This window comes from Lysobacter sp. 1R34A (assembly GCF_051217035.1).
GTDB lineage: Bacteria > Pseudomonadota > Gammaproteobacteria > Xanthomonadales > Xanthomonadaceae > Lysobacter.
This window is the reverse complement of record NZ_JBPKJP010000055.1, coordinates 1-22150: the sequence shown is the minus strand read 5'-3', so window position 1 is coordinate 22150 and position 22150 is coordinate 1. Positions and strand designations below refer to the sequence as shown.

18 protein-coding genes are annotated in these 22150 nt (G+C 69.2%); 2 read left to right on the top strand and 16 right to left on the bottom strand.

What is annotated here, in order from left to right; translation table 11 throughout:
* Positions 1-108 precede the first annotated feature (108 nt).
* The 16 genes from dnaE to ACSAMQ_RS13020 form a co-directional block, all read right to left on the bottom strand.
* A complete protein-coding gene (gene dnaE / locus ACSAMQ_RS13095; protein ID WP_435396069.1) occupies positions 109-3633 on the bottom strand; it encodes a DNA polymerase III subunit alpha in 3525 nt (1174 codons plus the stop codon).
* Positions 3634-3914: 281 nt separating this feature from the next.
* Positions 3915-4544: a hypothetical protein gene (locus ACSAMQ_RS13090; protein WP_435396068.1), complete on the bottom strand. Its 630-nt coding sequence runs from the start codon at positions 4542-4544 to the stop codon at positions 3915-3917.
* 996 nt (positions 4545-5540) lie between these two features.
* Entirely contained in the window at positions 5541-6116 is a 576-nt protein-coding gene (locus ACSAMQ_RS13085) for a DUF4166 domain-containing protein (RefSeq protein ID WP_435396067.1), read from the bottom strand.
* Positions 6113-6778 (bottom strand): ribonuclease HII, encoded by a 666-nt coding sequence (gene rnhB, locus ACSAMQ_RS13080; protein WP_435396066.1) that lies wholly within the window; start codon positions 6776-6778, stop codon positions 6113-6115. The genes ACSAMQ_RS13085 and rnhB overlap by 4 nt, the downstream gene beginning before the upstream one ends.
* A complete protein-coding gene (gene lpxB / locus ACSAMQ_RS13075; protein WP_435396065.1) occupies positions 6775-8004 on the bottom strand; it encodes a lipid-A-disaccharide synthase in 1230 nt (409 codons plus the stop codon). Before lpxB ends, rnhB begins: the two co-directional genes overlap by 4 nt.
* Entirely contained in the window at positions 8001-8543 is a 543-nt protein-coding gene (locus ACSAMQ_RS13070; protein WP_435396064.1) for a hypothetical protein, read from the bottom strand. The genes lpxB and ACSAMQ_RS13070 overlap by 4 nt, the downstream gene beginning before the upstream one ends.
* Before the next feature lie 9 nt (positions 8544-8552).
* A complete protein-coding gene (gene lpxA, locus ACSAMQ_RS13065) occupies positions 8553-9344 on the bottom strand; it encodes an acyl-ACP--UDP-N-acetylglucosamine O-acyltransferase (RefSeq protein WP_435396063.1) in 792 nt (263 codons plus the stop codon).
* A gap of 4 nt (positions 9345-9348) precedes the next feature.
* Positions 9349-9804, bottom strand: a complete 456-nt coding sequence (gene fabZ, locus ACSAMQ_RS13060) for a 3-hydroxyacyl-ACP dehydratase FabZ (protein WP_031370423.1) — start codon at positions 9802-9804, stop codon at positions 9349-9351.
* Positions 9805-9970: 166 nt separating this feature from the next.
* Positions 9971-10993, bottom strand: a complete 1023-nt coding sequence (gene lpxD, locus ACSAMQ_RS13055; RefSeq protein ID WP_435396062.1) for a UDP-3-O-(3-hydroxymyristoyl)glucosamine N-acyltransferase — start codon at positions 10991-10993, stop codon at positions 9971-9973.
* Between the two features lie 35 nt (positions 10994-11028).
* Positions 11029-13503 carry an outer membrane protein assembly factor BamA gene (bamA, locus tag ACSAMQ_RS13050; protein WP_435396061.1) on the bottom strand — a complete coding sequence of 825 codons (2475 nt, stop codon included), beginning with the start codon at positions 13501-13503 and terminating at the stop codon, positions 11029-11031.
* A gap of 100 nt (positions 13504-13603) precedes the next feature.
* Positions 13604-14965, bottom strand: coding sequence for an RIP metalloprotease RseP (gene rseP / locus ACSAMQ_RS13045; RefSeq protein WP_435396060.1), 1362 nt, complete (start codon positions 14963-14965; stop codon positions 13604-13606).
* Between the two features lie 40 nt (positions 14966-15005).
* Complete coding sequence (locus ACSAMQ_RS13040; RefSeq protein ID WP_435396059.1) at positions 15006-16214, bottom strand: 1-deoxy-D-xylulose-5-phosphate reductoisomerase; 1209 nt, start codon at positions 16212-16214, stop codon at positions 15006-15008.
* A gap of 226 nt (positions 16215-16440) precedes the next feature.
* Entirely contained in the window at positions 16441-17292 is an 852-nt protein-coding gene (locus tag ACSAMQ_RS13035) for a phosphatidate cytidylyltransferase (protein WP_435396058.1), read from the bottom strand.
* On the bottom strand, positions 17289-18056 hold the full coding sequence (uppS, locus tag ACSAMQ_RS13030; RefSeq protein ID WP_435396057.1) for a polyprenyl diphosphate synthase: 768 nt from the start codon (positions 18054-18056) through the stop codon (positions 17289-17291). The genes ACSAMQ_RS13035 and uppS overlap by 4 nt, the downstream gene beginning before the upstream one ends.
* Positions 18057-18233: 177 nt before the next feature.
* A complete protein-coding gene (gene frr, locus ACSAMQ_RS13025) occupies positions 18234-18791 on the bottom strand; it encodes a ribosome recycling factor (protein ID WP_435396056.1) in 558 nt (185 codons plus the stop codon).
* Positions 18792-19051: 260 nt separating this feature from the next.
* Positions 19052-20161: a cation diffusion facilitator family transporter gene (locus ACSAMQ_RS13020; RefSeq protein WP_435396055.1), complete on the bottom strand. Its 1110-nt coding sequence runs from the start codon at positions 20159-20161 to the stop codon at positions 19052-19054.
* 260 nt (positions 20162-20421) lie between these two features.
* On the opposite strand from ACSAMQ_RS13020, the gene ACSAMQ_RS13015 reads away from it, so the two are divergent.
* Positions 20422-20808, top strand: coding sequence for a BlaI/MecI/CopY family transcriptional regulator (locus ACSAMQ_RS13015; RefSeq protein ID WP_435396054.1), 387 nt, complete (start codon positions 20422-20424; stop codon positions 20806-20808).
* Between the two features lies 1 nt (position 20809).
* Positions 20810-22150, top strand: a 1341-nt coding sequence (locus ACSAMQ_RS13010) for a M56 family metallopeptidase (protein ID WP_435396053.1), incomplete at its 3' end; no start/stop codon positions are given.

The window sequence follows — 22150 nt, the reverse complement described above, 5'->3', positions numbered from 1 at the left end:
CGGGCGGGTTGGGGCGGTAACCAGTGGACAGGAACGAGTAACGAGTGTTCGGGCTTGGGGTCTCGACTCGTTACTCGTTTCTCAACACTCGTTCCTATCCACCCATTCCTAGCTCTGAGCCCACGGCTTCGACAAGGTCAGCTTGACCGCCTTCACGCCGGGCTGCGCCCGCAGGATGCCGACCAGGTCGGCGTCCACGCGCACCGACTGGGCGCCGTTGAGGTCGAGCATACCGGCCGCGCCGTCGCGCAGCAGGTCCAGGCGGATCGGGGTCGGGCCGGGTCGCTGCTTGGCGAGCAGGGCGTCGACGCGCTGCCAGGTGCCGGGCACGCGCAGGTCCAGGCGCATCGACAGGCGCTGGGCATGGCGCGAACACACCTGCGCGTAGTCCCAGCAGCGCGCCGCGCGCAGGGCGAAGCCGCCGCTGAAGGCGTCCTCGCGCAGACCGCCCTGGACCACCAGCAGGCGGTCGCGAGCGAGCATCGAGGCGAATTCGCTGTAGGTTTCGGCGAAGAACGCGCACTCCAGGCGGCCGCGGCCGTCCTCGATCTGGACGAACATCTGGCTGTCGCCCTTTTTGCGCAAGCCGACCACCTGGCCGGCGACGATCACTTCCAGTTCCGGGCGCCAGCCGCTGCGCGCGCTCTCGGGGCGTTTTTCCCAGATGCCTTCGAGTTCGCCCAGGTCGGTGCCGACCAGGCTGCGCAACTCGTCGCGATAGGGGTCGAAGGGATGGCCGCTGAGGTAATGGCCGAGGGTTTCGCGCTCGCCGTGCAGGATCTGCGCGAGCGGCCATTCGTCGGCCTGCGGCAGGTCGAGGTGCAGCGCCGGCGCGGCCGCCTCGAAACCGCCGAACAGCGAGACCTGGCCGGCGGCGCGTTCCTTGGCGAGCTGGTCGGTGGCCTTGAGCACTTCCGGCAACTGCAGCATCAAGGTGGCGCGGTTGCGGCCCAGCCCGTCGAGCGCGCCGGCATGTGCCAGCGCTTCGAGCGCGCGGCGGTTAAGCTTGCCGGTGTCGACGCGCTTGCAGAAATCCAGCAGGTCGTCGAACGGGCCGGCGCGGCGCGCCTCGACGATCGCTTCGCAGACGCCGCGGCCGACGCCCTTCACCGCGCCGAGGCCGTAGCGGATCGTATTGGCGTCGATCGCCTCGAACATGTAGTCCGATTCGTTGACGTGCGGCGGCAGCACGGTCAGGCCCATGACCCGCGCTTCGTCGAGGAAGTTGACCACCTTGTCGGTGTTGTCCATGTCCGACGAGCAGGTCGCGGACATGAATTCGGCGGGGTAATGGCGCTTGAGCCAGGCGGTCTGGTAGGCGACCAGCGCGTACGCGGCCGAGTGCGACTTGTTGAAGCCGTACTCGGCGAACTTCTCCATCAAGTCGAAGATCGGGCTGGCCTGCTTGGCCGGGATGTTGCGCTCGGCGCAGCCGGCCTCGAACTTGGCGCGTTCCTTCGCCATTTCTTCGGGCTTTTTCTTGCCCATCGCGCGGCGCAGCATGTCGGCGCCGCCGAGCGAATAACCGGCCAGGACCTGGGCGATCTGCATCACCTGTTCCTGGTACACGATGACGCCGTAGGTCGGCCCCAGCACCGGTTCCAGGCTGTCGTGCGGGTAGGTGACCTCGGCGTTGCCGTGTTTGCGGTCGACCCAGTCCTTGTCCATCCCCGAGCCCAGCGGGCCGGGACGGAACAAAGCGGCGAGCGCGATGATGTCCTCGAAGGTGTCGGGCCGGGCGCGCTTGAGCAGCTCGCGCATGCCGCGCGATTCGAACTGGAACACCGCGACCGTGTCGCCGCGCGCGAACAGATCGTAGGTGGCCTGGTCGGTCAGCTCGAGCGCGGTGATGTCGAGCGGTTCCAGGCCTTCGCGGGCGCGGCGCTTGTTAATCGCGCGCACCGCCCAATCGATGATCGTCAGCGTGCGCAGGCCGAGGAAGTCGAACTTGACCAGGCCGACGGCTTCGACGTCGTCCTTGTCGAACTGGGTCACCGGGCTCTTGCCGCGGCCCTCGCCGTCGTGTTCGGCGAACAGCGGGCAGAAATCCGACAGCGGGCTCGGCGCGATCACCACGCCGCCGGCGTGCTTGCCGGCGTTGCGGGTCAGGTCTTCGAGCTCGCGCGCCAGGTCGAGCAGGTCGCGCACGTCGTCTTCGCTGCGGTAGCGCGCGATCAGTTCGCTGGAGGCGAGCTCCGGATTCTTGATCGCCGCTTCCGACTCGCCCAGGGCGTCGTCGAGGGAAACGCCCAGGGTGTTCGGGATCAGCTTGGCGATGCCGTCGACGAAACCGTAGGGATGGCCGAGCACGCGGCCGGCGTCGCGCACCACCGCCTTCGCCGCCATGGTGCCGTAGGTGATGATCTGGCTGACCCGGTCGCGGCCGTACTTCTGCGCGACGTAGTCGATGACCTCGTCGCGCCGGTCCATGCAGAAGTCGATGTCGAAGTCGGGCATCGACACGCGTTCGGGATTGAGGAACCGCTCGAACAGCAGGTCGTAGGGCAGCGGGTCGAGATCGGTGATGCCGAGCGCCCAGGCGACCAGCGAGCCGGCACCGGAACCGCGGCCGGGGCCGACCGGGATTTCATGGTCCTTGGCCCAGTTGATGAAGTCCGCGACGATCAGGAAGTAGCCGGGGAACCCCATCTTGATGATGACGTCCAGCTCGATTTCCAGGCGTTCGTCGTAGACCTCGCGGGTCTTGCCCGGCGCCAGCGGGTTTTTTTCCAGGCGTTTGACCAGGCCCTCGCGCGATTGCGCGCGCAGCCAGGATTCGATGGTGTGTTCGGGCGGTACCGGGAAATCCGGCAGCGCGTATTCGCCGAGCTTGAGCTCGACGTTGCAGCGCATCGCCAGCGCCAGTGCGTTGTCGACCGCATCGGGCACGTCGGCGAACAGCTCGCGCATTTCCTCGCTGGACTTGAGGTACTGCTCGGCGCTGTAGTCGCGCGGGCGCTTGGGATCGTCGAGCACCCGGCCGGAGGCGATGCACACGCGCGCCTCGTGCGCCTCGTAGCCTTCGCGGTCGAGGAAGCGCGCGTCGTTGCTGGCGATCAGCGGCAGGCCGCGCTTGCTCGCCGCCTGCATGGCAAAGGCGTTGAAGGCTTCTTCGCCGTCGCGCTGGGTGCGGGTCAGTTCAAGATGCAGGCGGTCGCCGAACACGCCTTGCCAATCGACCAGCCAGGCATGGGCGAGCTCGACCCGGCTGCCGGCGGCGAGGCGGCCGGCCAGGCTATGCCGGCCGGCAAGCGCGAACAGGCCCTCGTTGTCTTCGCGCAGCCACTCCGGGCGCAGCACCACGCCCTCGGTGCGGTGGCCTTCCATCCAGGCGCGGCTGAGCAGGCGCGACAGGGTCAGGTAGCCGCCGCGGTCGCGGCACAGCAGGGTCAGGCGCGAGGCGGTCTCGTTGCCGTCGGCCAGGCCGACATCGGCGCCGATGATCGGCTTGATGCCGGCGCCCTCGCAGGCCTTGTAGAACTTGACCGTGGCGAAGAGGTTGTCGATATCGGTCAGCGCGACGGCCGGCTGGCCGAGCGCGACGCAGCGTTTGACCAGTTCGCCGATGCGGATCGTCGAATCGGCGAGCGAGTATTCGCTGTGCAGGTGAAGATGAACGAATGGAGCGGACATGCGTACCGTTTCTGCGGCCGTACCGGGGGATTCAAGCCGTGGGACGGCAAGCGGATTGCGTGCCGACCAGCAGGGTATCAGCCCGGCGGCCGGCGGCAAGCCTTGACAGGCTTGCCCGGCCGCGCAGCGGGCGATCTCGCCGGGTTGCGACAAGGCGCCTGCGGACCGACGGGCGGATGCGTCCCGCCGTGTTCACGCCGCAGCCACCGCCGAACAACGCACGGCTCGGCGCCGACCGCACGCCGGTGCCGCCGCCGGGCAGCGGCGGGACCGGACGGCGTTCAGGCGACCCGGAACACCGGCTCGGGCGAACGCCCGTTGGCGTAGTGGCTGTCGTTGACCCGGGCGTGGTGCTGCAACAGCGACAACTCGGCGATGCGATCGCGCACCCAGGCCGCGCGCTGTTCGGCGGCGTCGCCGCCCGGATGCTCGGCCTGCCGGTACACGCAGAAATCCCGGTAGTCCCCGGCCTCGGCGGCGAACGCCGGCCAGGCCAGCTCGATCAGCAGCACATCGTCGAGCAGGCCGAGCAGCGGCATCTTGTCCGGGATCAGGTCCTGGTCGTCGTCGATGTAGGCGAACAACTTGGCTAGCCGCGCCCGCATCGCCGCGTCGCTGTCCCAGGCCGGGTCGGCGGCCATCGCGCGCAGGTCCTGCAGGCTCTGCATGCGCTCGTCGACGACGCGGCGGGCCTCGTCCGCCGGCAGGGCCGCCAGCCAGCCCGCCAGGCGCTGCAGGCGCGCGGCGTCGACGCGCGCGGCATCGGGGTGCAGTTCGTGCACCAGGGCATCGAAAGCGGCGATCGCGGCGGGCGCGATCGCCATGGCCGGCTCGTACCCGGCGCGGTTGCGCGGCAGGGCGCTGTCGCGCTCGAACGGCAGCGGCTCGGAAGTCGGAGTGGGATGAGGCATGCGCACGAAACACCTCGCGTCCGGCCGGATTAGAAGGCGGGATGCGCGCCGCGGGCCGGAGGCGACGCGAACCTGGGGAGTTGCGTATGGACTCTGCGCCTGACGGCAGTGTGAGCGCGCCGGTATGAAGTCGTTGTGACCTGTGGCACGGGATCCGCGTTCAGCCGACCGGCGGTCGCGGCGGCGGGAACTTCGGCGGTGCCGTCGATTTTCGGCGGGGCCGTTGCTTCAGGGGTAGGAGCGGCGCGAGCCGCGACCGTGTTTTTAACGGTTGCGGCGTTGTTCTCGGAGATGCGGGAACGTCTCGGCGTAGTTGTTTTTTGCGATGCACGGCGTTTCTCACATTGCATGAGGTTGCGGTGCGGCGTGCGGTTGCGCGGTCGCGGCTCGCGCCGCTCCTACCCAAGAGCAGCGACATCGTTGTTTTGCTGTTGCCGTTGCGGTTGCTGTGCGCTGCCTGGCACTCGCGAAGGCAAAGGAAGACCCGAAGGGCGGCCCGCAGGGATGCGGGCCGTTTTTCATCGGGACAGGGAGGTCCCGTATGAAAAATCCCCGCGGATGCGTCGAACGCGCGGGCCTGTGACCCAAAGAGAAGCATTTTTCTTTGGTTACCTTTCTTTTGTTGCTTTAGACAAAAGAAAGTAACCCGCCGCTTTAGTGGCGGAAGCTTTGGGTTTGATCTTGATATTGATCCAAAGAAACGCCGTCAGACCGTCACGGCGATGTCGCGGCTTGCGCCGCTTCTTGCCCCTGGCGGAAGCACGGCGCTTCGACGGGTGACGACGGCCTTGTTATTCATACGCGTCCTGCGGCCGCGACTTACGTCGCTCCTACAGGGGCAGGATTCGCAGCGTTGCGAGGACTCGCCTTTGCAGGAGCGGCGCAAGCCGCGACACGAAACTTCGCGAGCGTCGTCGCTACGCCGCCGCTCGCACGATCCGCACGCCAGAGTCGACTGCGACCTCGCCCACGTCAAAGCGCGTCCGGCGAACGAGGTCAATCCGCCAACACCGGCTCCACGCAGCCGTCGTAATAGATCAACTGCCCCAGCAGCGGGAAATCGGCCTGCGAAAAAAACCGTAGACGGCCGTCGTCGTCTTGCGCTTCCCAGGACTCGATGCGCGGGCCGAGCGCACGCGGCATCGGCAGCGGGCCGAACGCCCAGCCGGCGAAATCCCAGTGCAATCGCCCCGCATCCGCACGCAGGGCGAAACGGAAGCGGAACGCACCGAATCGTTCGGCCAGGTACCGGCCGTCGGGGCTCGGCGCGAACGACGAGGAGAAATCGCGTTCGCCGAAGCGGCGGTGCCAGTGTTCGCGGCCGCCACGTTCTTCGATGCGCAGCGACACACGCACCCGCTCGCCCGGCACCGGGAAACCGAACCACCAGCGCACCAGCCGCGCGAGCGGATGGCCGGCGCCGCGCACCACGGCTTCGCCGCGGTAATGGGCCGGGCCGCGTTGGTGGAAGTCGCGCACCGCCGGGGCCAGGCCGGCGCGGGCGCGGTCGCTGAGCAGGCGCGCGAATACCGGCGGCGTCGCGGGGTTCGCGCTCGCGCCCGGGGCGTTCAAAACAGCGGCAGGTTTTCGTAGGCGCTGCGCACCGGCGCGAAACTGCGGCGGTGGTGCGGGCAGGGCCCGTGCGCGCTCAGGGCGGCCAGGTGGGCGGCGGTCGAATAGCCCTTGTGCTGGTCGAAACCGTATTGCGGGTAGCGCTCGTGCAGGCTGCGCATCATCCGGTCGCGCGCGACCTTGGCCAGGATCGAGGCGGCCATGATCGCCGGCTCGGTAGCGTCGCCGCCGATCAGCGCCTCGCCGCGGCAGGGCAGGCCCTGCGGCAGGTGGTTGCCGTCGATGCGGACGAGGTCGGCGACCGGCGCCAGGCCGAGCACCGCGCGGCGCATGCCGGTCATGGTGGCCTGGAAGATGTTGATCCGGTCGATTTCTTCGACCTCGATGAACTCGATGCGCCAGGCCACGGCACGCTCGAGGATCAGCGGGTACAAGGCCTCGCGGCGGGCCTCGCTGAGCTTCTTGGAATCGTCCAGGCCATCGATGCGGCGGCGCGGGTTGAGGATCACCGCGGCCACCGAGACCGGCCCGGCCAGGGGGCCGCGGCCGGCTTCGTCGACCCCGGCGATCAACCGCGGCTTGGCCCGCGCGCGCGCCGGTTCCGCCGCGACGATGGCGGTGTCGGCGAGCTCCAGCGATTCGGCGGTCACGGCGTTACTCATGCCGGCGCATTCTCGCCGATCAGCTCGAGCACCGCATCGGCCGCGCGCGCCGAGGCGTCGCGCTTGAGTTCCAGGTGGATGCGCTGGAACTTCGGCAGCAGGGCGGTGGCGGCCCGCGGGTCGCGCAGCCAGCGCAGGCAGGCGCCGGCCAGATTCTCCGGGGTGCAGTCGTGCTGCATCAGCTCGGGCACGACCGCTTCGCCGGCCAATACGTTGGGCAGGGCGTAATGGTCGACCTTGAGCATGCCCAGGCGCTTGACCAGCGCATAGGTCAGCGGCGCGACCTTGTAGCCGACCACCATCGGCCGCTTGGCCAGCATCGCCTCCAGGGTGGCGGTGCCGGAGGCGAGCAGGACCGCGTCGCTGGCGACCATGACCGTGCGCGCGCCGCGGTCGACGATGCGCAGGGCGCGGCGCAGGCGCTCGCCGTCCGGATGGGCGGCGAGGATGCGCTCGAAGGCGGCGCGCGAGGGCGCGTTGGCCATCGGCGCGACGATGCTCAGGCGCGGCTCGGCGGCCAGCACCAGCGCGGCGGCGCCGAGGAAATCGCCGGCCAGACGTTCGATCTCGCCGACTCGCGAACCCGGCAGCATCGCCAGCACCGGCGCCTCGTCGTCGAGACCGAGGTTCATGCGCGCCTCGTCCCGGTCGGGGTGGATGGGCATCTCGTCGGCGAGCGGGTGGCCGACGAAGCGCGCGTTGACCTCGTGTCTGGCGTAGATCGGCGGCTCCATCGGGAACAGGCACAGCACCCGGTCGGCGCTGCGGCCGATCTTCTCGGCGCGCTTCTCGCGCCAGGCCCAGACCGAGGGGCTGACGTAGTGCACGGTGCGCACGCCGCGTTGCTTGAGCCAGCGCTCGACGCCGAGGTTGAAGTCGGGCGCGTCGATGCCGACGAAGGCGTCGGGCTTCCAGTCGAGGATGCGCTGGCGCACGTCGCGGCGCAGGCGCAGCAGGCGCGGCAGATGCTTGAGCACCTCCGACAAGCCCATCACCGCCAATTCGTTGGCGTCGAACCAGGTGTCCATGCCGGCCGCGCGCATCTGCTCGCCGCCGATGCCGACGAACTCGGCGCCGGGATGGCGGCGCTTGAGCTCCCCGATCAGCCCGGCGCCGAGCAGGTCGCCGGAGGCTTCGCCGGCGATCAGGGCGAAACGCGGCGGCGGCGGGGGCGGGGCGGGGAAGATTTCGTCGATCGGAGCGGGGGCGGGCGCGGCGGCATTCATCGGGGGAGAAGGCGCTCTTGGGAGTGACGTTCCTGGAAGTGACGCTCCAGTTCGAGCCGGTACTGGGTTCGATCGAACACGAACCGCAGCGGAGCGGCGGGAGAGAACGAGGACTGCGCCGCATTCTCTTCCTGAACATTCTCTCCCGAATCCGGCCCGGACATGGGGCCATCATCGTCCTCCCGGGTCACTTGCCGCCAAACGACGTGATCGCCATCAAGTTCCAGGGTGCAAGAGATCACCCCGCAGTAGTCGCTGCCGCAGTGGCAGCGATAGAGCACCAACCGGCCCGAGCCGAGCTGGTTGTGCGCCGGCTGCAGGCCGAGGAACACGGCGCGGCCGCGTTCGGCCAGTGCCGGCGGCAGGGCGGGATCCAGGTCGGTCTCGCTGTTGCTCAGATCGCGCGGCAGGCCGAGCCAGTGCGCGAGCGGACGCTCGTCGATGAAGATCTCGGCGACTTCGGCCTGGCGCGGCGCACCGTCGATGTCGCAGGCGACGACAGTGCGACCGATGCGCAGGCGCTGGACCTTCGCGGCCATTGCGGCGTCTCAGCGCAGCAGCGGGCGGTCGCCGTTGCCGATGAAGTCCAGCAGCGCGCGCACGTCGGCGCTGGTCTCGGCGATCTCGTCGAGCTTGCCGCGCGCTTCCTCGAGCGAGGCGCCGGACACGTACAGGGCGCGGTAGGCGCGCTTGATCGCGCCGATGCGCTCGGCGTCGAAGCCGCGGCGCTTGAGCCCTTCGCTGTTGATGCCGCGCGGGCGGCCGTAGCCGTCCTGGGCGACCATCACGAACGGCGGCACGTCGCCGTTGACCAGCGCGCCCATGCCGATGAAGGCGTGCGCGCCGATCCGGCAGAACTGATGCACGCCGGCGAAGCCGCTCATGATCACCTGGTCTTCGACGGTGACGTGGCCGGCCAGGGTCGAGTTGTTGGAGAACACGCACTGGTTGCCGATGCGGCAGTCGTGGGCGACGTGGGTATAGGCCAGCAGCCAGTTGCCGTCGCCGATGCGGGTGATGCCGCCGCCGTTGCCGGTGCCGCGATTGACGGTGACGAACTCGCGGAACACGTTGTCGTCGCCGATGACCAGCTCGGTGCGCTCGCCGGCGAACTTTTTGTCCTGCGGATCGCCGCCGATCGCGCACTGGGCGTAGAAGCGGTTGCCCCGGCCGATCCGGGTCGGGCCATGGACCACGCAGTGCGGGCCGAACACGGTGCCGTCGCCGACTTCGACGTCGGCGCCGATGTAGCAGAACGGGCCGACCACGACACCGTCGCCGAGCCGGGCGCCGGCCTCGACGAAGGCGGTGGGGTGGATCGTGTGGTTGGTGGCGCTCATCGCGTCACTCCTTGACCTCGGCGCAAAGGATCTCCGCGCACGCGGCCTGCTGGCCGTCGACGCGGGCGATGCCGGTGTACATCGCCATGTTGCGGATAGTGCGCTTGAGAGTCACCTCGAGCTCGAGCTTGTCGCCCGGCGAGACCATGCGCGAGAACCGCGCGCCGTCGATCTTGACCAGGTAGAACAGCCGGCCTTCGGCTTCGCCGCCGTGCGACAGCTGGGTCAGGATGCCGCCCACCTGGGCCAGGGCTTCGATCACGAGCACGCCCGGCATCACCGGGTTGTTGGGGAAATGACCGTTGAAGAAGGGCTCGTTGCAACTCACGTTCTTGTAGGCGAGCACGCGCTTGTGCGCCTCGAACTCGACCACGCGGTCGACCAGCAGGAACGGGTATCGGTGCGGCAGCAGTTTCTGGATCGCCGTCACGTCGAGCGGGAGTTGCAGGGTCTGGCTCATCTTCTTGGTTCGTCCGTTATGCGCGTCCTGCGCGTTGAATCCGCGGTTCCGGTGCGGCCCCATCGTTGATTGGCTGGCTGCGGTGCAGCCCGTCACATTGTCCCGCAGTTTTCCCTGGGGGTGGAGCGGCGCCGTATGGTGGCACCGCGGACGGGGCCGGCCGGACTCAGCCGTCCTCGCGGCCGCGCGGGGTGCGCCGCGCGATCGCGTCGAGCTGTTTGAAGCGCGCAGCGTTCTTGCGCCAGCTGCGGTTGTCCATCAGCGGGGTCCCCGAGGAGTACTCGCCGGGTTCGCGGATCGAACTGGTGACCAGGCTCATCGCGGTGATCACGACCTTGTCGCAGACCTCCAGGTGGCCGAGCACGCCGGCGCCGCCGCCGATCAGGCAGTAGCGGCCGATCCTGGCGCTGCCGGCCGCGGCCGAGCAGCCGGCCATGGCGCTGTGGGCGCCGATGTGGACGTTGTGGCCGATCTGGATCTGGTTGTCGAGGCGGACATCTTCCTCGAGCACGGTGTCTTCGATCGCGCCGCGGTCGATGGTGGTGTTGGCGCCGATCTCGCAGTCGTCGCCGATCGACACGCCGCCGAGCTGCGGCACCTTGAGCCAGCGGCCGGCTTCCATCGCCAGGCCGAAGCCATCGGCGCCGAGCACCGCGCCGGGGTGGATCAGCACGCGCCGGCCGAGACGCACTCGGGTCACCAGGGTCACCCGCGCGACCAGTTCGCAGCCGGCGCCGACCACGCAGTCCTCCCCGATCACGCAGCCCGGGCCGATCATCGCGCCGGCCTCGACGCGGCTGCGCGCGCCGATGCTGACGAAGGGGCCGATGTAGGCCTGAGCGGAGACCTCGGCGCTGGCATCGATCGCCGCGGAGGCGTGGATGCCGGGCTCGCGCACCGGACGCGGCTCGAACAGGGCCGAGATTCTGGCGAAAGCGGAGTAGGGATCGCGCGCGATCAGCGCGGTGCCGGGGTAACCGACGGCGTCGTCCTCGCGCATCACCACGATGCCGGCCTGGCTGGCCGCCAGTTGCGCGCGGTATTTCGGGTTGGCGAGAAAGGCGAGCTGGTCCGGGCCGGCCTTGGCCAGGGTGCCGACGCCGCCGACTTCGGCGGCGCCGTCGCCGTGCAGGCCGAGCGCATAACGCTCGGCCAGCACCTGGGCGGTGTAGCGGCCGGTAGGGGGCATGTCCACGATGCGGGAGGCGCTCGTCGCGGCTGCGATCAGAACGTGCCGCCGAAGGTGAACTGCAGGCGTTCGAGTTCGTCGCCGCGGTCGAGCTGGGTCTTGCCGTCGGCGCTGTAGGTCGGGCCCTGCTTCTTGAACGGGAACGCGTAGCTGATCGAGATCGGGCCCATCGGCGAGCGCCACATCATCGCCACGCCGGCCGAGGCGCGCAGCTCGCCGGCATCGAAGTCGTCGTAGCTCTTGTAGACGCTGCCGAAGTCGACGAAGGCCGAGATGCGCGCTGCCGGGGTGTCGAGCAGGGTCGGGAAATACATTTCCAGCGAGCCGGTGGTCTTGAACGCGCCGCCGAGCGGCTGGGTGTAGCTGCCGCCCGAGAGCGAGGCCTGGCGCGGGCCGAGCGTGTTGTCGGTGAAGCCGCGCACCGAGCGCACGCCGCCGGCGTAGAAGTTCTCGAAGAACGGCAGGCCGGTCGCGGTGATGGTTTCCGGCGGCAGCGGGCCGTCCGGGCCGTCGCGGTCGATGACCCGGCTGACGTCCTTGCCGTAGCTGTCGCCGTAGCCGAGTTCGGTGCGTGTGTTGAGCACCAGGTGGCGCGAGAGCGGCCAGAACTTGGAGAAGTTGTAGTTGATCTTGTAGTACTCGACCGTCGAGCCCGGCAGGGTCGCTTCGATCCACACGCGCTGCTGGGTGCCGGCGGTCGGCGTCAGGGCATGGTTGAGGCTGTTGCGGCCCCAGCCGACCTGGGCGCGCCAGGCGTGGAAAGTGCGGCGGCCGAGCGCGTCGAGGTAGTCGACGATGCTCGGCGGGGTGACCGTGCGGCCGATCAGGATCTCGTTGCTGTCGATGCCGAGCATGCCGGTGATCGAGTCGGTCTCGGTCAGCGGAATGCCGAGCACGACCTGGCCGATGCCGCTGGTGGTCGAGTACTGGGCGGTGTTGAAGTCGGAGTAGTCCAACTCGCGCCAGGACACGTTGTAGCCCAGCGAGACGCCGTCGTCGGTGAAATACGGGTTGGTGTAGGAGAAGTCGTAGCGCTCCTGGTAGTAGCTGCGCTGCGCCTGCACCGACACGCGGTTGCCGCTGCCGAGGAAGTTGTTCTGCGACAGTTGCACCTGGGTGGTCAGCTTGCCGAGCTGGGAATAGCCCAGGCCGAACACGAAGCTGCCCGAGGTGGTTTCCTTGAGGTTGTAGACCACGTCGACCTGGTCGTTGGTGCCCGGCACCGGCTTGCTCTCGACGTCGACGTTCTCGAAGTAACCCAGGCCCTGCAGGCGGATCTTGGAGCGGTCGATCGCGGCCTGCGAATACCACGCGCCTTCGAACTGGCGCATTTCGCGGCGCAGCACTTCGTCGCCGGTGCGGGTGTTGCCCTGGAAGATCACCCGGCGCACGTTGACGCGCGGGCCCGGCACCACCTGCATGTTGATGCCGACGGTCTTGTTCTCGCGGTTGACGTCCGGGATCGGGTTGACCTGGGCGAAGGCGTAGCCGACGTTGCCGAGCGCGGCGGTGATCGCTTCCGAGCTCACCTCGAGCAGGCGGCGCGAGAAAATCTGCTCGGGCTTGACGATGACCAGTTTCTCGACCTGCTCCTTCGGCAGGATCGTATCGCCGGTGACCTGCACGCTGGAGACCTTGTACTGGTCGCCCTCGGTGAGGCCGGCGGTCAGGAACATGTCCTGGCGGTCCGGGCTGATCGCGACCTGGGTCGAGTCGATGCTGAAATCGACGTAGCCGCGGTCGAGGTAATAGGAGTTGAGCTTTTCCAGGTCGCCCGAAAGCTTCTCGCGCGAATACTGGTCGTCGCGGCGGTACCAGCTGAGCCAGTTGTGCTCGCGCGATTCCCAGCCGTCGAGGATGTCCTTCTGCTCGAACTTGTCGTTGCCGATCAGGTTGATGTGGCGGATCTTCGCGGCTTTGCCTTCCTTGACGGCGATCGTCAGGTCGACGCGGTTGCGGTCCAGGCGCGTCACGGTCGGGGTGATCTCGACGTTGTACTTGCCGCGGTTGTTGTACTGGCGGCTGAGATCCTGGGTGACCTTGTCGAGGGCGAGGCGGTCGAAGGTCTCGCCTTCGGCCAGGCCGATTTCCTTCAGGCCCTTGAGCAGATCTTCGCTCTTGATGTCCTTGTTGCCGGTGAGGGTCAGCTTGTTGATCGCCGGACGCTCGGTCACGGTGGCCACGAGGATGTTGCCCTGGCGGTCCAGGCGCACGTCCTCGAAGAAGCCGGTCTTGTACAGGGCGCGGATGGCGTCGCCGGCCTTGGCCGAGTCCATCGTGTCGCCGCGCTCGACCGGCAGGTAGGTGAAGACGGTACCGGCGGAGATGCGCTGCAGGCCGTCGATGCGGATGTCGCTGACGGTGAACGAGCCCGGGGCCGGCGTGTTCGGCGTGCTGGCGCCGAGGGCGAACGGATCGGCCGACTGCGCCAACGCGGGAATCACCGGGGCCGAGGTCATTGCCGTGGCAAGGGCGAGGGCGAGCAGGCGGCGATTAGGAGTTCGCGTCATCATTACGTCCGTTTGGGGCATTGGATGCCGGCGATCGCGGGCATCGGTCGAAAGTGCGGCAGGGTGAGGGCAAAGCGTTCGTTCGAGCGTCAGGCCGGCATCAGCGCACCAGGTTGTTCAAGATGTCGTTGTAGAACGCCAGGCCCATCAGGCTCGCGATCAACGCCAGGCCCACGAAATGCCCGGCCGCCATGACGCGTTCGCTGACCGGACTGCCTTTGACCAGCTCGATAAGGTAATACAGCAGGTGTCCGCCGTCCAAGATCGGGATCGGCAGCAGGTTCAGGATTCCCAGGCTCAGCGACAGCATCGCCAGCAGCTGCAGGTACCACGCCGGACCGTTGCTGGCGTAGGCGTTGGCCGCGCGGCCGATGGTGACCGGGCCGGCGACGGTGTTCTGGATCGAGACCCGGCCGGTGAACGCGCGCCCAATCATGGCGAACAACTGCTCGGTCTGGTGCATGCCTTCGCGCACCGCCGCGGGCACCGCGTCGATCGGGCCGTAGCGCAGCACCGCGTCGCGCTTGGGCGGGGCCGCCGCGGCCGAGGTCAGGCCCAGGCCCCAATAGTCTTCGCCGTCGGGCTTCTTGAGCCGGGCCGGGGTGATTTCCAGGGCCAGGCGGTCGCCGTTGCGGGCGACCTCGATCATCGCGCTGCCGCCGCGCTTGCCCAGGCGGGTCACCGCCTTGGCCAGGTCCTCCCAATCGTCGACCGGGTCGCCGTCGAGCGCGGTGACGCGGTCGCCTTCGGCGAGCACGCCCCAGGCCGGCTTGCCCGGGTCGACGCGGCCGACCACCGGCGGGCGCAGTTCGTGGCGCCCGCTCAGGCCGATGACTTCGATCGAACGGCGCTCGTCGAACTTGGCCGGCAGCCGCGACAGGCGCAGTTCGCGCGTCGCCGGGGCGCCGTTTTCGGCGCGCACCCGCACCGCCACGTCCTGGTGGTCGAGCGCGTAGGGAATCAGCGCCATGTGCACTTCGCTCCAGGTCGGCGTCGGGCGATCGCCGATCTGCAGCAAGGTGTCGCCGCGGCGCAGGCCGGCCTCGGCGGCGATGCCGGTGGCGTTGCCCACGACCGGAGCGAAGTCGGGGCGGCCGATCACGAACATGCCCCACAGCAGCATCACGCACAGGATCAGGTTGGCGGCCGGCCCGGCCGCGACGATGGCGATGCGCTGCCACACCGGCTTGCGGTTGAAGGCCTGCGGGGCCAGCGCTTCGCTGATTTCGTACTCGCGCTCGTCGAGCATCTTGACGTAGCCGCCGAGCGGGATGCGCGCGATGACGTATTCGGTGCCGTCGCGGCCCTTGCGCAGCCACAGCGGTTTGCCTAAGCCGATCGAGAAGCGCAGCACCTTGACGCCACAGCGCCGCGCGACCCAGAAATGGCCGAATTCGTGGATCGTGACCAGCACGCCGAGGCTCACGATCAGCCACCACAACGAACCCAGGACTTCACTCATGGCTGCCTCCGCATCGCTGTCCTGCCGTGGTCGCCATGATTCAGGCCCTGTGGCCGATCGCTTGTTCGGCGTGGCGGCGGGCCAGGGCATCGGCCTCGCGCAGCACCGCCAAGGAGCTGGCCGGGATGGTCGGGAGCGCGGCGAGTGTGTCCTCGACCAGCGCGGGTATCGCTAGGAAACCGATTCGCCGCTGAAGAAAGGCTGAAACGGCCACTTCGTTGGCGGCGTTGAGGACCGCCGGGGCGGTGCCGCCGGCGGCCAGGGCCTCGAAGGCCAGGCGCAGGCAGGGGAAGGCCTCCAGGTCCGGGGGCTCGAAATCGAGGCGGCCGTGGGCCAGCAAGTCGAGTCCGCCGACCCCCGAGTCGATCCGTTCCGGCCAGCCGAAACCGACCGCGAGCGCGGTGCGCATGTCCGGCAGGCCGAGCTGGGCCAGGGTCGAGCCGTCGACGAATTCGACCAGCGAATGGACCAGGCTCTGCGGGTGCACCAGCACCTCGATGCGTGCGCCCTCGACCCCGAACAGGTGGTGGGCCTCGATGACTTCCAGGCCTTTGTTCATCAGCGTGGCCGAGTCGACCGAGATCTTCGGCCCCATCGACCATTTCGGGTGGGCCACGGCCTGTTCCGGGGTGACCTCGGTCAGTTCGGAACGTGTACGGCCACGGAACGGCCCGCCCGAAGCGGTCAGCAGGATGCGCTTGAGGCCGCCGTGAGCGCGGGCATAGGACAGGCCGCCCGACTGCGCCGGCGCGGCCGGCGGCAGGCACTGGAAGATGGCGTTGTGCTCGCTGTCGATCGGCACGATGCAGGCGCCGGCCTCGTGCGCGGCGTGCATCAGCAGCTCGCCGGCGAGCACCAGCGATTCCTTGTTGGCCAGCAGCAGGCGCTTGCCGGCGCGGGCCGCGGCCAGGGTCGAGGACAGGCCGGCGGCGCCGACGATGGCCGCGACCACGGTGTCGCAGACGTCGGAGGCGACCAGCTCGACCAGGGCCTCGTCGCCGCAATGGGCCTGGGTTTCGAGATTGCGCTCGCGCAGGCCGTCGCGCAGCGCGGCGTAGCCGGACGGGTCGGCGATCACCGCGTGCTCGGGGCGGTGCCGTTCGCACAGGGCCAGCAGAGCCTCGACCTTGCCGCCGGCGGCGAGCACGCTGGCGCGCAGCGCCTCGGGATGGCGCGCGATCACGTCGAGCGCCGAGGTGCCGATCGAGCCGGTGGCGCCGAGCACGGCGACCTTGCGGGAGGGGGTCATGCGCGGGCGCTCGCGTGGAAGGGACAGCCGGATGCGGTCGCGTGCGGGGAGGCGGAAGCGGCTCCCCTTCGGTTCCCGACTCTTAAAAAGAAAGGGCCAGCGGGACTCTGCGAACGAAGAAGACCGGCCGGCCGCGCGGCTTCACCCGCACCTTCGGCCTTTGCTCCCTTCGCAAAAGCAGGGCGGGGAGGATTTGCTGTGACCCGGCGGACCCGCGCGCTCATCATCAGAACCCGAAGATCGCCTTGCCGAGCGCGAACACCGGCAGCGCGGCGAGTACGCCGTCGATGCGGTCGAGGATGCCGCCGTGGCCCGGGATCAGATGGCCCGAATCCTTGACCCCGGCGTGGCGCTTGAGCAGGCTCTCGAACAGGTCGCCGACCACCGAGAACAGCACCGCCGCCAGCGAGACCGCCGCGACCCATGGCAATTGCGCCTTGGTCGCGCCGGCGAGCAACGAGAAACCGACGCCGGCCGCGACGCCGGCGAAGGCGCCGCCGACCAGGCCTTCCACGGTCTTGTTGGGGCTGACCCGCGGGGCCAGCTTGAGCATGCCGAACTTGCGCCCGGCGAAATAGGCGCCGGTGTCCGCGGCCCAGACCACGGCCAGCGCGGTCAACAGCCACCAGTGGCCGTTGACGCCTTCGGCATGGATCCAGGCCAGCGCGCACCAGGCCGGGATCACGCTCAGCGCCGCGGCGGCGAGCTTGAACATCCGCGCATAGGTCGCGTGGTTGCTGGCGAATTCGTAGCGCTGCAGCCACAGCAAGGCCAGCAGCCACCAAATCACGCCGATCAGCGAGGCCAGCTTGAACAGCACCATCGACGGCGCCTGCACGCCGCCGAAGCCGCCGGTGCGCGAGGCCCAGACGATGGTGACCATCAGGGCCAGATGCGCGACCAGCAGCACGGTGCGCGACAAGGTGTCTTCGATCTCGGCCAGATCGAACCATTCCCACAGCCCGGCGAGGAACAGGACCGCGGCCAGCGCGATCATCCACGGCGTCGACAGCAGCAGGATCGCCGCGATCGCGACAGGCGCCATTACCAACGCGGCGAGCAAGCGGGTTCGGGTCATGCAGCGGTCTCGTTGGACAGGGCGGCGAGCTGCGAGCCGGTCAGGCCGAAGCGGCGCTCGCGGTTGCCGTAGTCGTCGAGGGCGCGTTGCAGGGTCGTCGCGTCCAGTTCCGGCCACAGCAGATCGGTGAACCACAATTCGGTGTACGCCAGCTGCCAGAGCAGGAAGTTGCTGATCCGGGTGTCGCCGCCGGTGCGGATGAACAGGTCCGGCGCCGGCAGGTCGGCCAGCGACAGGCGCGAGGCGATCAGCACCTCGTCGATCTCGTCCGGCGCCAGCCGGCCGGCGGCGACGTCGACGGCCAGCGAACGCGTGGCCTGGGCGATGTCCCAGCGCCCGCCGTAGCTTGCCGCGACGGTCAGATGCAGGGTGTCGTTTTCGCGGGTCTGGTGCTCGGCCGCGGCCATGCGTTCGCGGATCTTGTCCGAGAAACGCTCGCGCTCGCCGATGAAGCGCACGCGTACGCCGCGCCGGTGCAGTTCCTCGACCTCGCGCTCCAGCGCGTTGAGGAACAGCTTCATCAGCGCGCCGACTTCGTCCTCGGGGCGGCCCCAGTTCTCGCTGGAGAACGCGAACAGGGTCAGCGCCTCGATGCCGCGAGCGATGCAGAAATCGATGCAGATGTTGACCGTGCGCGCGCCGGCGCGGTGGCCGATGATGCGCGGCCGGCGGCGACGCTCGGCCCAGCGCCCGTTGCCGTCCATGATGACGGCCAGGTGGCGCGGGATGCGTGCGGGCGCGGTGGGTGCGGGCTCGTTGGGCATGGCGCCGATGGGATAGACCTTGGAAGCGGGAAGGGCATCCGGAAGCGGGTTCCGGCGACGATGGATCCCGTCCGGGACCCAGTGCTGACCCGTGCGATCGGCGGAAAGTTCAGTGCGCGATCGTCCAGGAAGGGCGGCGATCGATTCGGACCGCCGCCCGGGAACGGCGGAGTCCGGTCAGACCGCCATCAATTCCTGTTCCTTGGCCTTGACCACGCCGTCGACGTCCTTGATCGCGCTGTCGGTGACTTTCTGGATGTCCTCCTCGTAGCGGCGCAGCTCGTCCTCGGTGATCTTCTTGTCCTTCAGCAGTTCCTTGGCCTGGTTGTTGGCGTCGCGGCGGATGTTGCGGATCGCGACCTTCGCGTTCTCGCTCTCGCTGTGCACGACCTTGGTCAGTTCCTTGCGGCGTTCTTCGGTCAGCGCCGGCAGGTTGATGCGGATCACGGTGCCGGCGGTGTTCGGGGTCAGGCCGAGATCGGAGGCGAGGATCGCCTTCTCGACCGCGCCGACCATCTGCTTCTCCCACGGGCTGATGGTCAGGGTGCGCGCATCGGAAACGGAGACGCTGGCGACCTGGTTCAGCGGCATTTCGGAACCGTGGTAATTCACTTTCAGGTGATCGACCAGCGCGGCGGAGGCGCGCCCGGTGCGGACCTTGGTCAGGTCGTGGCGAAAGGCTTCGACGCTCTTGGCCATGCGGTTCTGTGCGTCTTTCTTAATCTCGTTGAGCATCGCCGGCTCCGGTCCTGTGGCGGTAATCGCGGGATTATATGGGCTCGGGCGGGTTTTGCGGACCGAGCGCCGCGGCCGCCGCCGCCGGGACCGACCGCCGTGGTGCCGGTTTCGGCGGTTTTTGCGGGTATCGGCGGCCGATCGCGTGCGGCGCGGGATCGCACTGCGTCACGGTTCCGGCCGCGGCAAACGCGAAGTTTTCGTTATCCCCGCGCCGTGGAGCGCACCGATGGCGCCTTCGCTGCACTGCAGCATGGGCCTCAGTGGCCGTGCGAGTGACCGTGCCGGCGCGCGTGCCGATGATGCCCGTGGCAGCGCTCGGGTTCGTGCTTGTGTCCGGGCTCGAGTCCGCGATCGTGGCCATGATGCCCGCCGTGGCCGTGGCCGTGGCCGTGGTCGTGGTCGTGGTGTTCGCCGTGGCCGTTGTCGTGGCCGTGGCCGTGGCCGTGGTGTTCGCCGTGGCCGCCGGCACCGTGCGGCGCGCGATCGTGGCGGTCGTGCTCGCAGGCGCGGCCATGCTCCACCTGCAGGGTCGGATGGTTGATGCCGAAGCGCCGGTCGAGCTCGCGGTTGAGGCGGTCGATGAAGACGTCGTGGTCGTGGTCGTCGGGCCGCACGATGTGCGCGGTCATGGCGATCTCTCCGGCGCCGAGCGACCAGATGTGCAGGTGGTGGATCGCCTCCACGCCCGGTTGCGCGCGCAGCAGGCTTTCGACCTCGCCTCGGTCGACGCCGCGCGGCACCGCGTCCATCGCGGCGTTGAAACTCTCGCGCAGCAGGCCGAAGGCGCCGATCGCGACCACCGCGCCGATCAGCAGGGCGATCGCCGGGTCGAGCCAGGCCCAGCCGGTGAACCACATGCCGGCGCCGGCCAGGACCGCGGCCAGCGACACCGCCGCGTCGGCCATCAGGTGCAGGAAGGCGCCGCGGCGGTTGAGGTCGTGCTCGTGGCCGTCGCGCACCAGCCAAGCTGCGCCGAGATTGACCGCGATGCCGAGCGCCGCGACCAGCATCACCGGCAGCGCGGGAATCTCCGGCGGTGCGTTGAAGCGGCGGATCGCTTCCCAGCCCAAGGCGCCGGAAAAGCCGACCAGGAGCAGGGCGTTGGCCAGCGGCGAGAGCAGGGTCGCGCGGCGCCAGCCGTAGGTGTGGCGCGCGGTCGGCGCGCGCCGCGCCAGCACCGCCGCGCCCCAGGCCAGGCCCAGGCCGAGCACGTCGCCCAGGTTGTGCAGGGCGTCCGACAGCAGGGCCAGCGAATTGGTCATGAAGCCATAGCCGGCTTCGAGGATGGTGTAACCCAGGTTGATCAGGGTGACCGCGGCGAAGGCGCGGGTGCCGCTGGGACCGTGGTGGTGGCTGTGCGAGTGCATGCGCGAATGCTGTCACGGCCGGCGCCGTGAACACTATTACAGGCCGCCCCGGACGCGGGCCGAAGCTCGATGGCCGTCGCAGAAGCCCGCTCGGGTTGCGGCGCGCTTGCCCGGGGTCGGCCTGCCGTGACTTCCGACACCCTTGACTACGCCTGTAGTCAGAACCACCGTGCCTACACATGTAGTCACGGCGCCGCCGCGACAGGCCAGCCATGACAGGCGAGCCACGACAGGCCAGCCGACCATCGACAAGGAACGCGATGAACCGCAAGTCCATCGGCGACCAGGAACTGGCGCTGCTGCAGTACATCGACGAAAACGCCAACGCCACGGTCGGCGAAGTCGCCGCCGCTTACGGCGAACCGCGCGGGCTGGCGCGTTCGACCGTACTGACGATGATGGAGCGCCTGCGCGCGAAGTCGTATCTGCGCCGGCGCAAGCTCGGCGGCGTATACCGCTATGCCAGTGCGACCGCGCCCGACGACGTGATGCGTTCGGCGGTCGGCAAGTTCGTCGCCAACACCCTGCAGGGCTCGCTGTCGCCGTTCGTGGCCTGGATGTCGGAGCGCAGCGAGGTCAGCGACGCGGAACTCGCCGAACTCGAAAGCCTGGTCGCCGACTTGCAGTCGCGCCGCAAGGAGGGCTGAGATGAGCCAGGCCTTGGTCGGCGCGCCGCTTACGAGTCTGTCGTTCGTCGTCGACACCCTGCTGCCGCGCCTGGCCGCGGCCAGCCTGCAATCCCTGCTGCTGGTCGCCGCGGTATGGGCGCTGTGCCGTTACCTGCCGCGCCTGAGCGCCGCGACGCGCTGCCGGCTGTGGTGGCTGGCGGCGCTGCAGTTGCTGATCGGCGTGCTGTGGCCGACGCCGCTGGTGCTGCCGCTGCTGCCGGATGCCTTCGGCGGGCTGTTCGCCGAAGCGCCGTCGGCCCTGGTCTCGGCCTCGGCGTCGGCGTCGGCGCTGCCGATGTCGGCGCAGCTGCCGTTCGCGATCGCCGGCGTCGATGCCGTAGCGGCCTCGCCAGCCGATGCCGCGCTGCTCGAATTCTGGCCGTCGTGGTCCTCGTTGCTGGCCGGGGTCTGGCTGCTGGGTCTCAGCCTCGTGCTCACCCTGAACCTGCGCGCGTTCCTCGACTCGCGCGGTCGCATCGCGCGTTCCTCGGCCGAGGTGCCGCCGCCGGTGGCGCAGGCCTATCGCCGGCTCGGCGACAGCCTCGGCTTGCTGCGCTTGCCCGAGCTGCGCCTGTCGGCGGAGATCGAATCGCCGCAGCTGCTCGGCCCGTGGCCTGCGGTGGTGCTGTTGCCGCTGCACGGAGTCGCTTCGATGAGCGCGGGCGAACTCGACATGGCCCTGCACCACGAACTGACCCATCTGCGCCGTCGCGACCTGTGGTGGGGCTGGGTGCCGGCACTGGCGCAGCAGGTGTTCTTCTTTCATCCGCTCGCCCACCTGGTCGCGCGCGAGTACTCGCTCGCGCGCGAGGCCGCCTGCGATGCGGCCGTGCTCGACAGCCGGCGTTACGCCCCGCAGGACTACGGCCGGCTGCTGTTGCGCCTGGGCGTGGCGCCGCGTCCGCAGGCCGGGCTCGCGAGCGCTTCGCCGACCTATCTGATCCTCAAGAGGAGATTGACCATGCTCCAAGACGCCGCTCCTGCTTCCCGCCTGCTGGCCGTCGGCCTGACCGCGGCGATCGCGCTGTTCGGCCTGGCCCCGTACCGGATCGCCGCCGCCGACACGCCGGCACGCACCGTCTCGACCATCGACCGCGGCGGCGACGGCGAAACCCGCATCACCGAACTCGGCGGCGGCGCCGCGCCGCAGCGCTGGGCGGTGCGCGGCGATCTTTACTACCGCGTCGACGACGCCGGCGGCTACCACGAAGTGACCGACGCGGCGACGCGCGAACGCCTGCGCCAACGCATGCGCGACTCGCGCGAAGCCGCGGTCGCCGCCGAACAGGCCACGCGCGAGGCCGCCGTCGCAGTCGCCGAG

Excerpts from the sequence above, each read along its gene's own strand:
- lpxB (WP_435396065.1), bottom strand. The coding sequence starts at position 8,004 with ATGAATGCCGCCGCGCCCGCCCCCGCTCCGATCGACGAAATCTTCCCC.
- rnhB (WP_435396066.1), bottom strand. The coding sequence starts at position 6,778 with ATGAGTAACGCCGTGACCGCCGAATCGCTGGAGCTCGCCGACACCGCC.
- ACSAMQ_RS13035 (WP_435396058.1), bottom strand. The coding sequence starts at position 17,292 with ATGACCCGAACCCGCTTGCTCGCCGCGTTGGTAATGGCGCCTGTCGCG.
- dnaE (WP_435396069.1), bottom strand. The coding sequence starts at position 3,633 with ATGTCCGCTCCATTCGTTCATCTTCACCTGCACAGCGAATACTCGCTC.
- uppS (WP_435396057.1), bottom strand. The coding sequence starts at position 18,056 with ATGCCCAACGAGCCCGCACCCACCGCGCCCGCACGCATCCCGCGCCAC.
- rseP (WP_435396060.1), bottom strand. The coding sequence starts at position 14,965 with ATGAGTGAAGTCCTGGGTTCGTTGTGGTGGCTGATCGTGAGCCTCGGC.
- ACSAMQ_RS13090 (WP_435396068.1), bottom strand. The coding sequence starts at position 4,544 with ATGCCTCATCCCACTCCGACTTCCGAGCCGCTGCCGTTCGAGCGCGAC.
- ACSAMQ_RS13070 (WP_435396064.1), bottom strand. The coding sequence starts at position 8,543 with ATGGCCGCGAAGGTCCAGCGCCTGCGCATCGGTCGCACTGTCGTCGCC.
- frr (WP_435396056.1), bottom strand. The coding sequence starts at position 18,791 with ATGCTCAACGAGATTAAGAAAGACGCACAGAACCGCATGGCCAAGAGC.
- lpxA (WP_435396063.1), bottom strand. The coding sequence starts at position 9,344 with ATGAGCGCCACCAACCACACGATCCACCCCACCGCCTTCGTCGAGGCC.
- ACSAMQ_RS13015 (WP_435396054.1), top strand. The coding sequence starts at position 20,422 with ATGAACCGCAAGTCCATCGGCGACCAGGAACTGGCGCTGCTGCAGTAC.
- lpxD (WP_435396062.1), bottom strand. The coding sequence starts at position 10,993 with ATGCCCCCTACCGGCCGCTACACCGCCCAGGTGCTGGCCGAGCGTTAT.
- fabZ (WP_031370423.1), bottom strand. The coding sequence starts at position 9,804 with ATGAGCCAGACCCTGCAACTCCCGCTCGACGTGACGGCGATCCAGAAA.
- ACSAMQ_RS13040 (WP_435396059.1), bottom strand. The coding sequence starts at position 16,214 with ATGACCCCCTCCCGCAAGGTCGCCGTGCTCGGCGCCACCGGCTCGATC.
- bamA (WP_435396061.1), bottom strand. The coding sequence starts at position 13,503 with ATGACGCGAACTCCTAATCGCCGCCTGCTCGCCCTCGCCCTTGCCACG.
- ACSAMQ_RS13020 (WP_435396055.1), bottom strand. The coding sequence starts at position 20,161 with ATGCACTCGCACAGCCACCACCACGGTCCCAGCGGCACCCGCGCCTTC.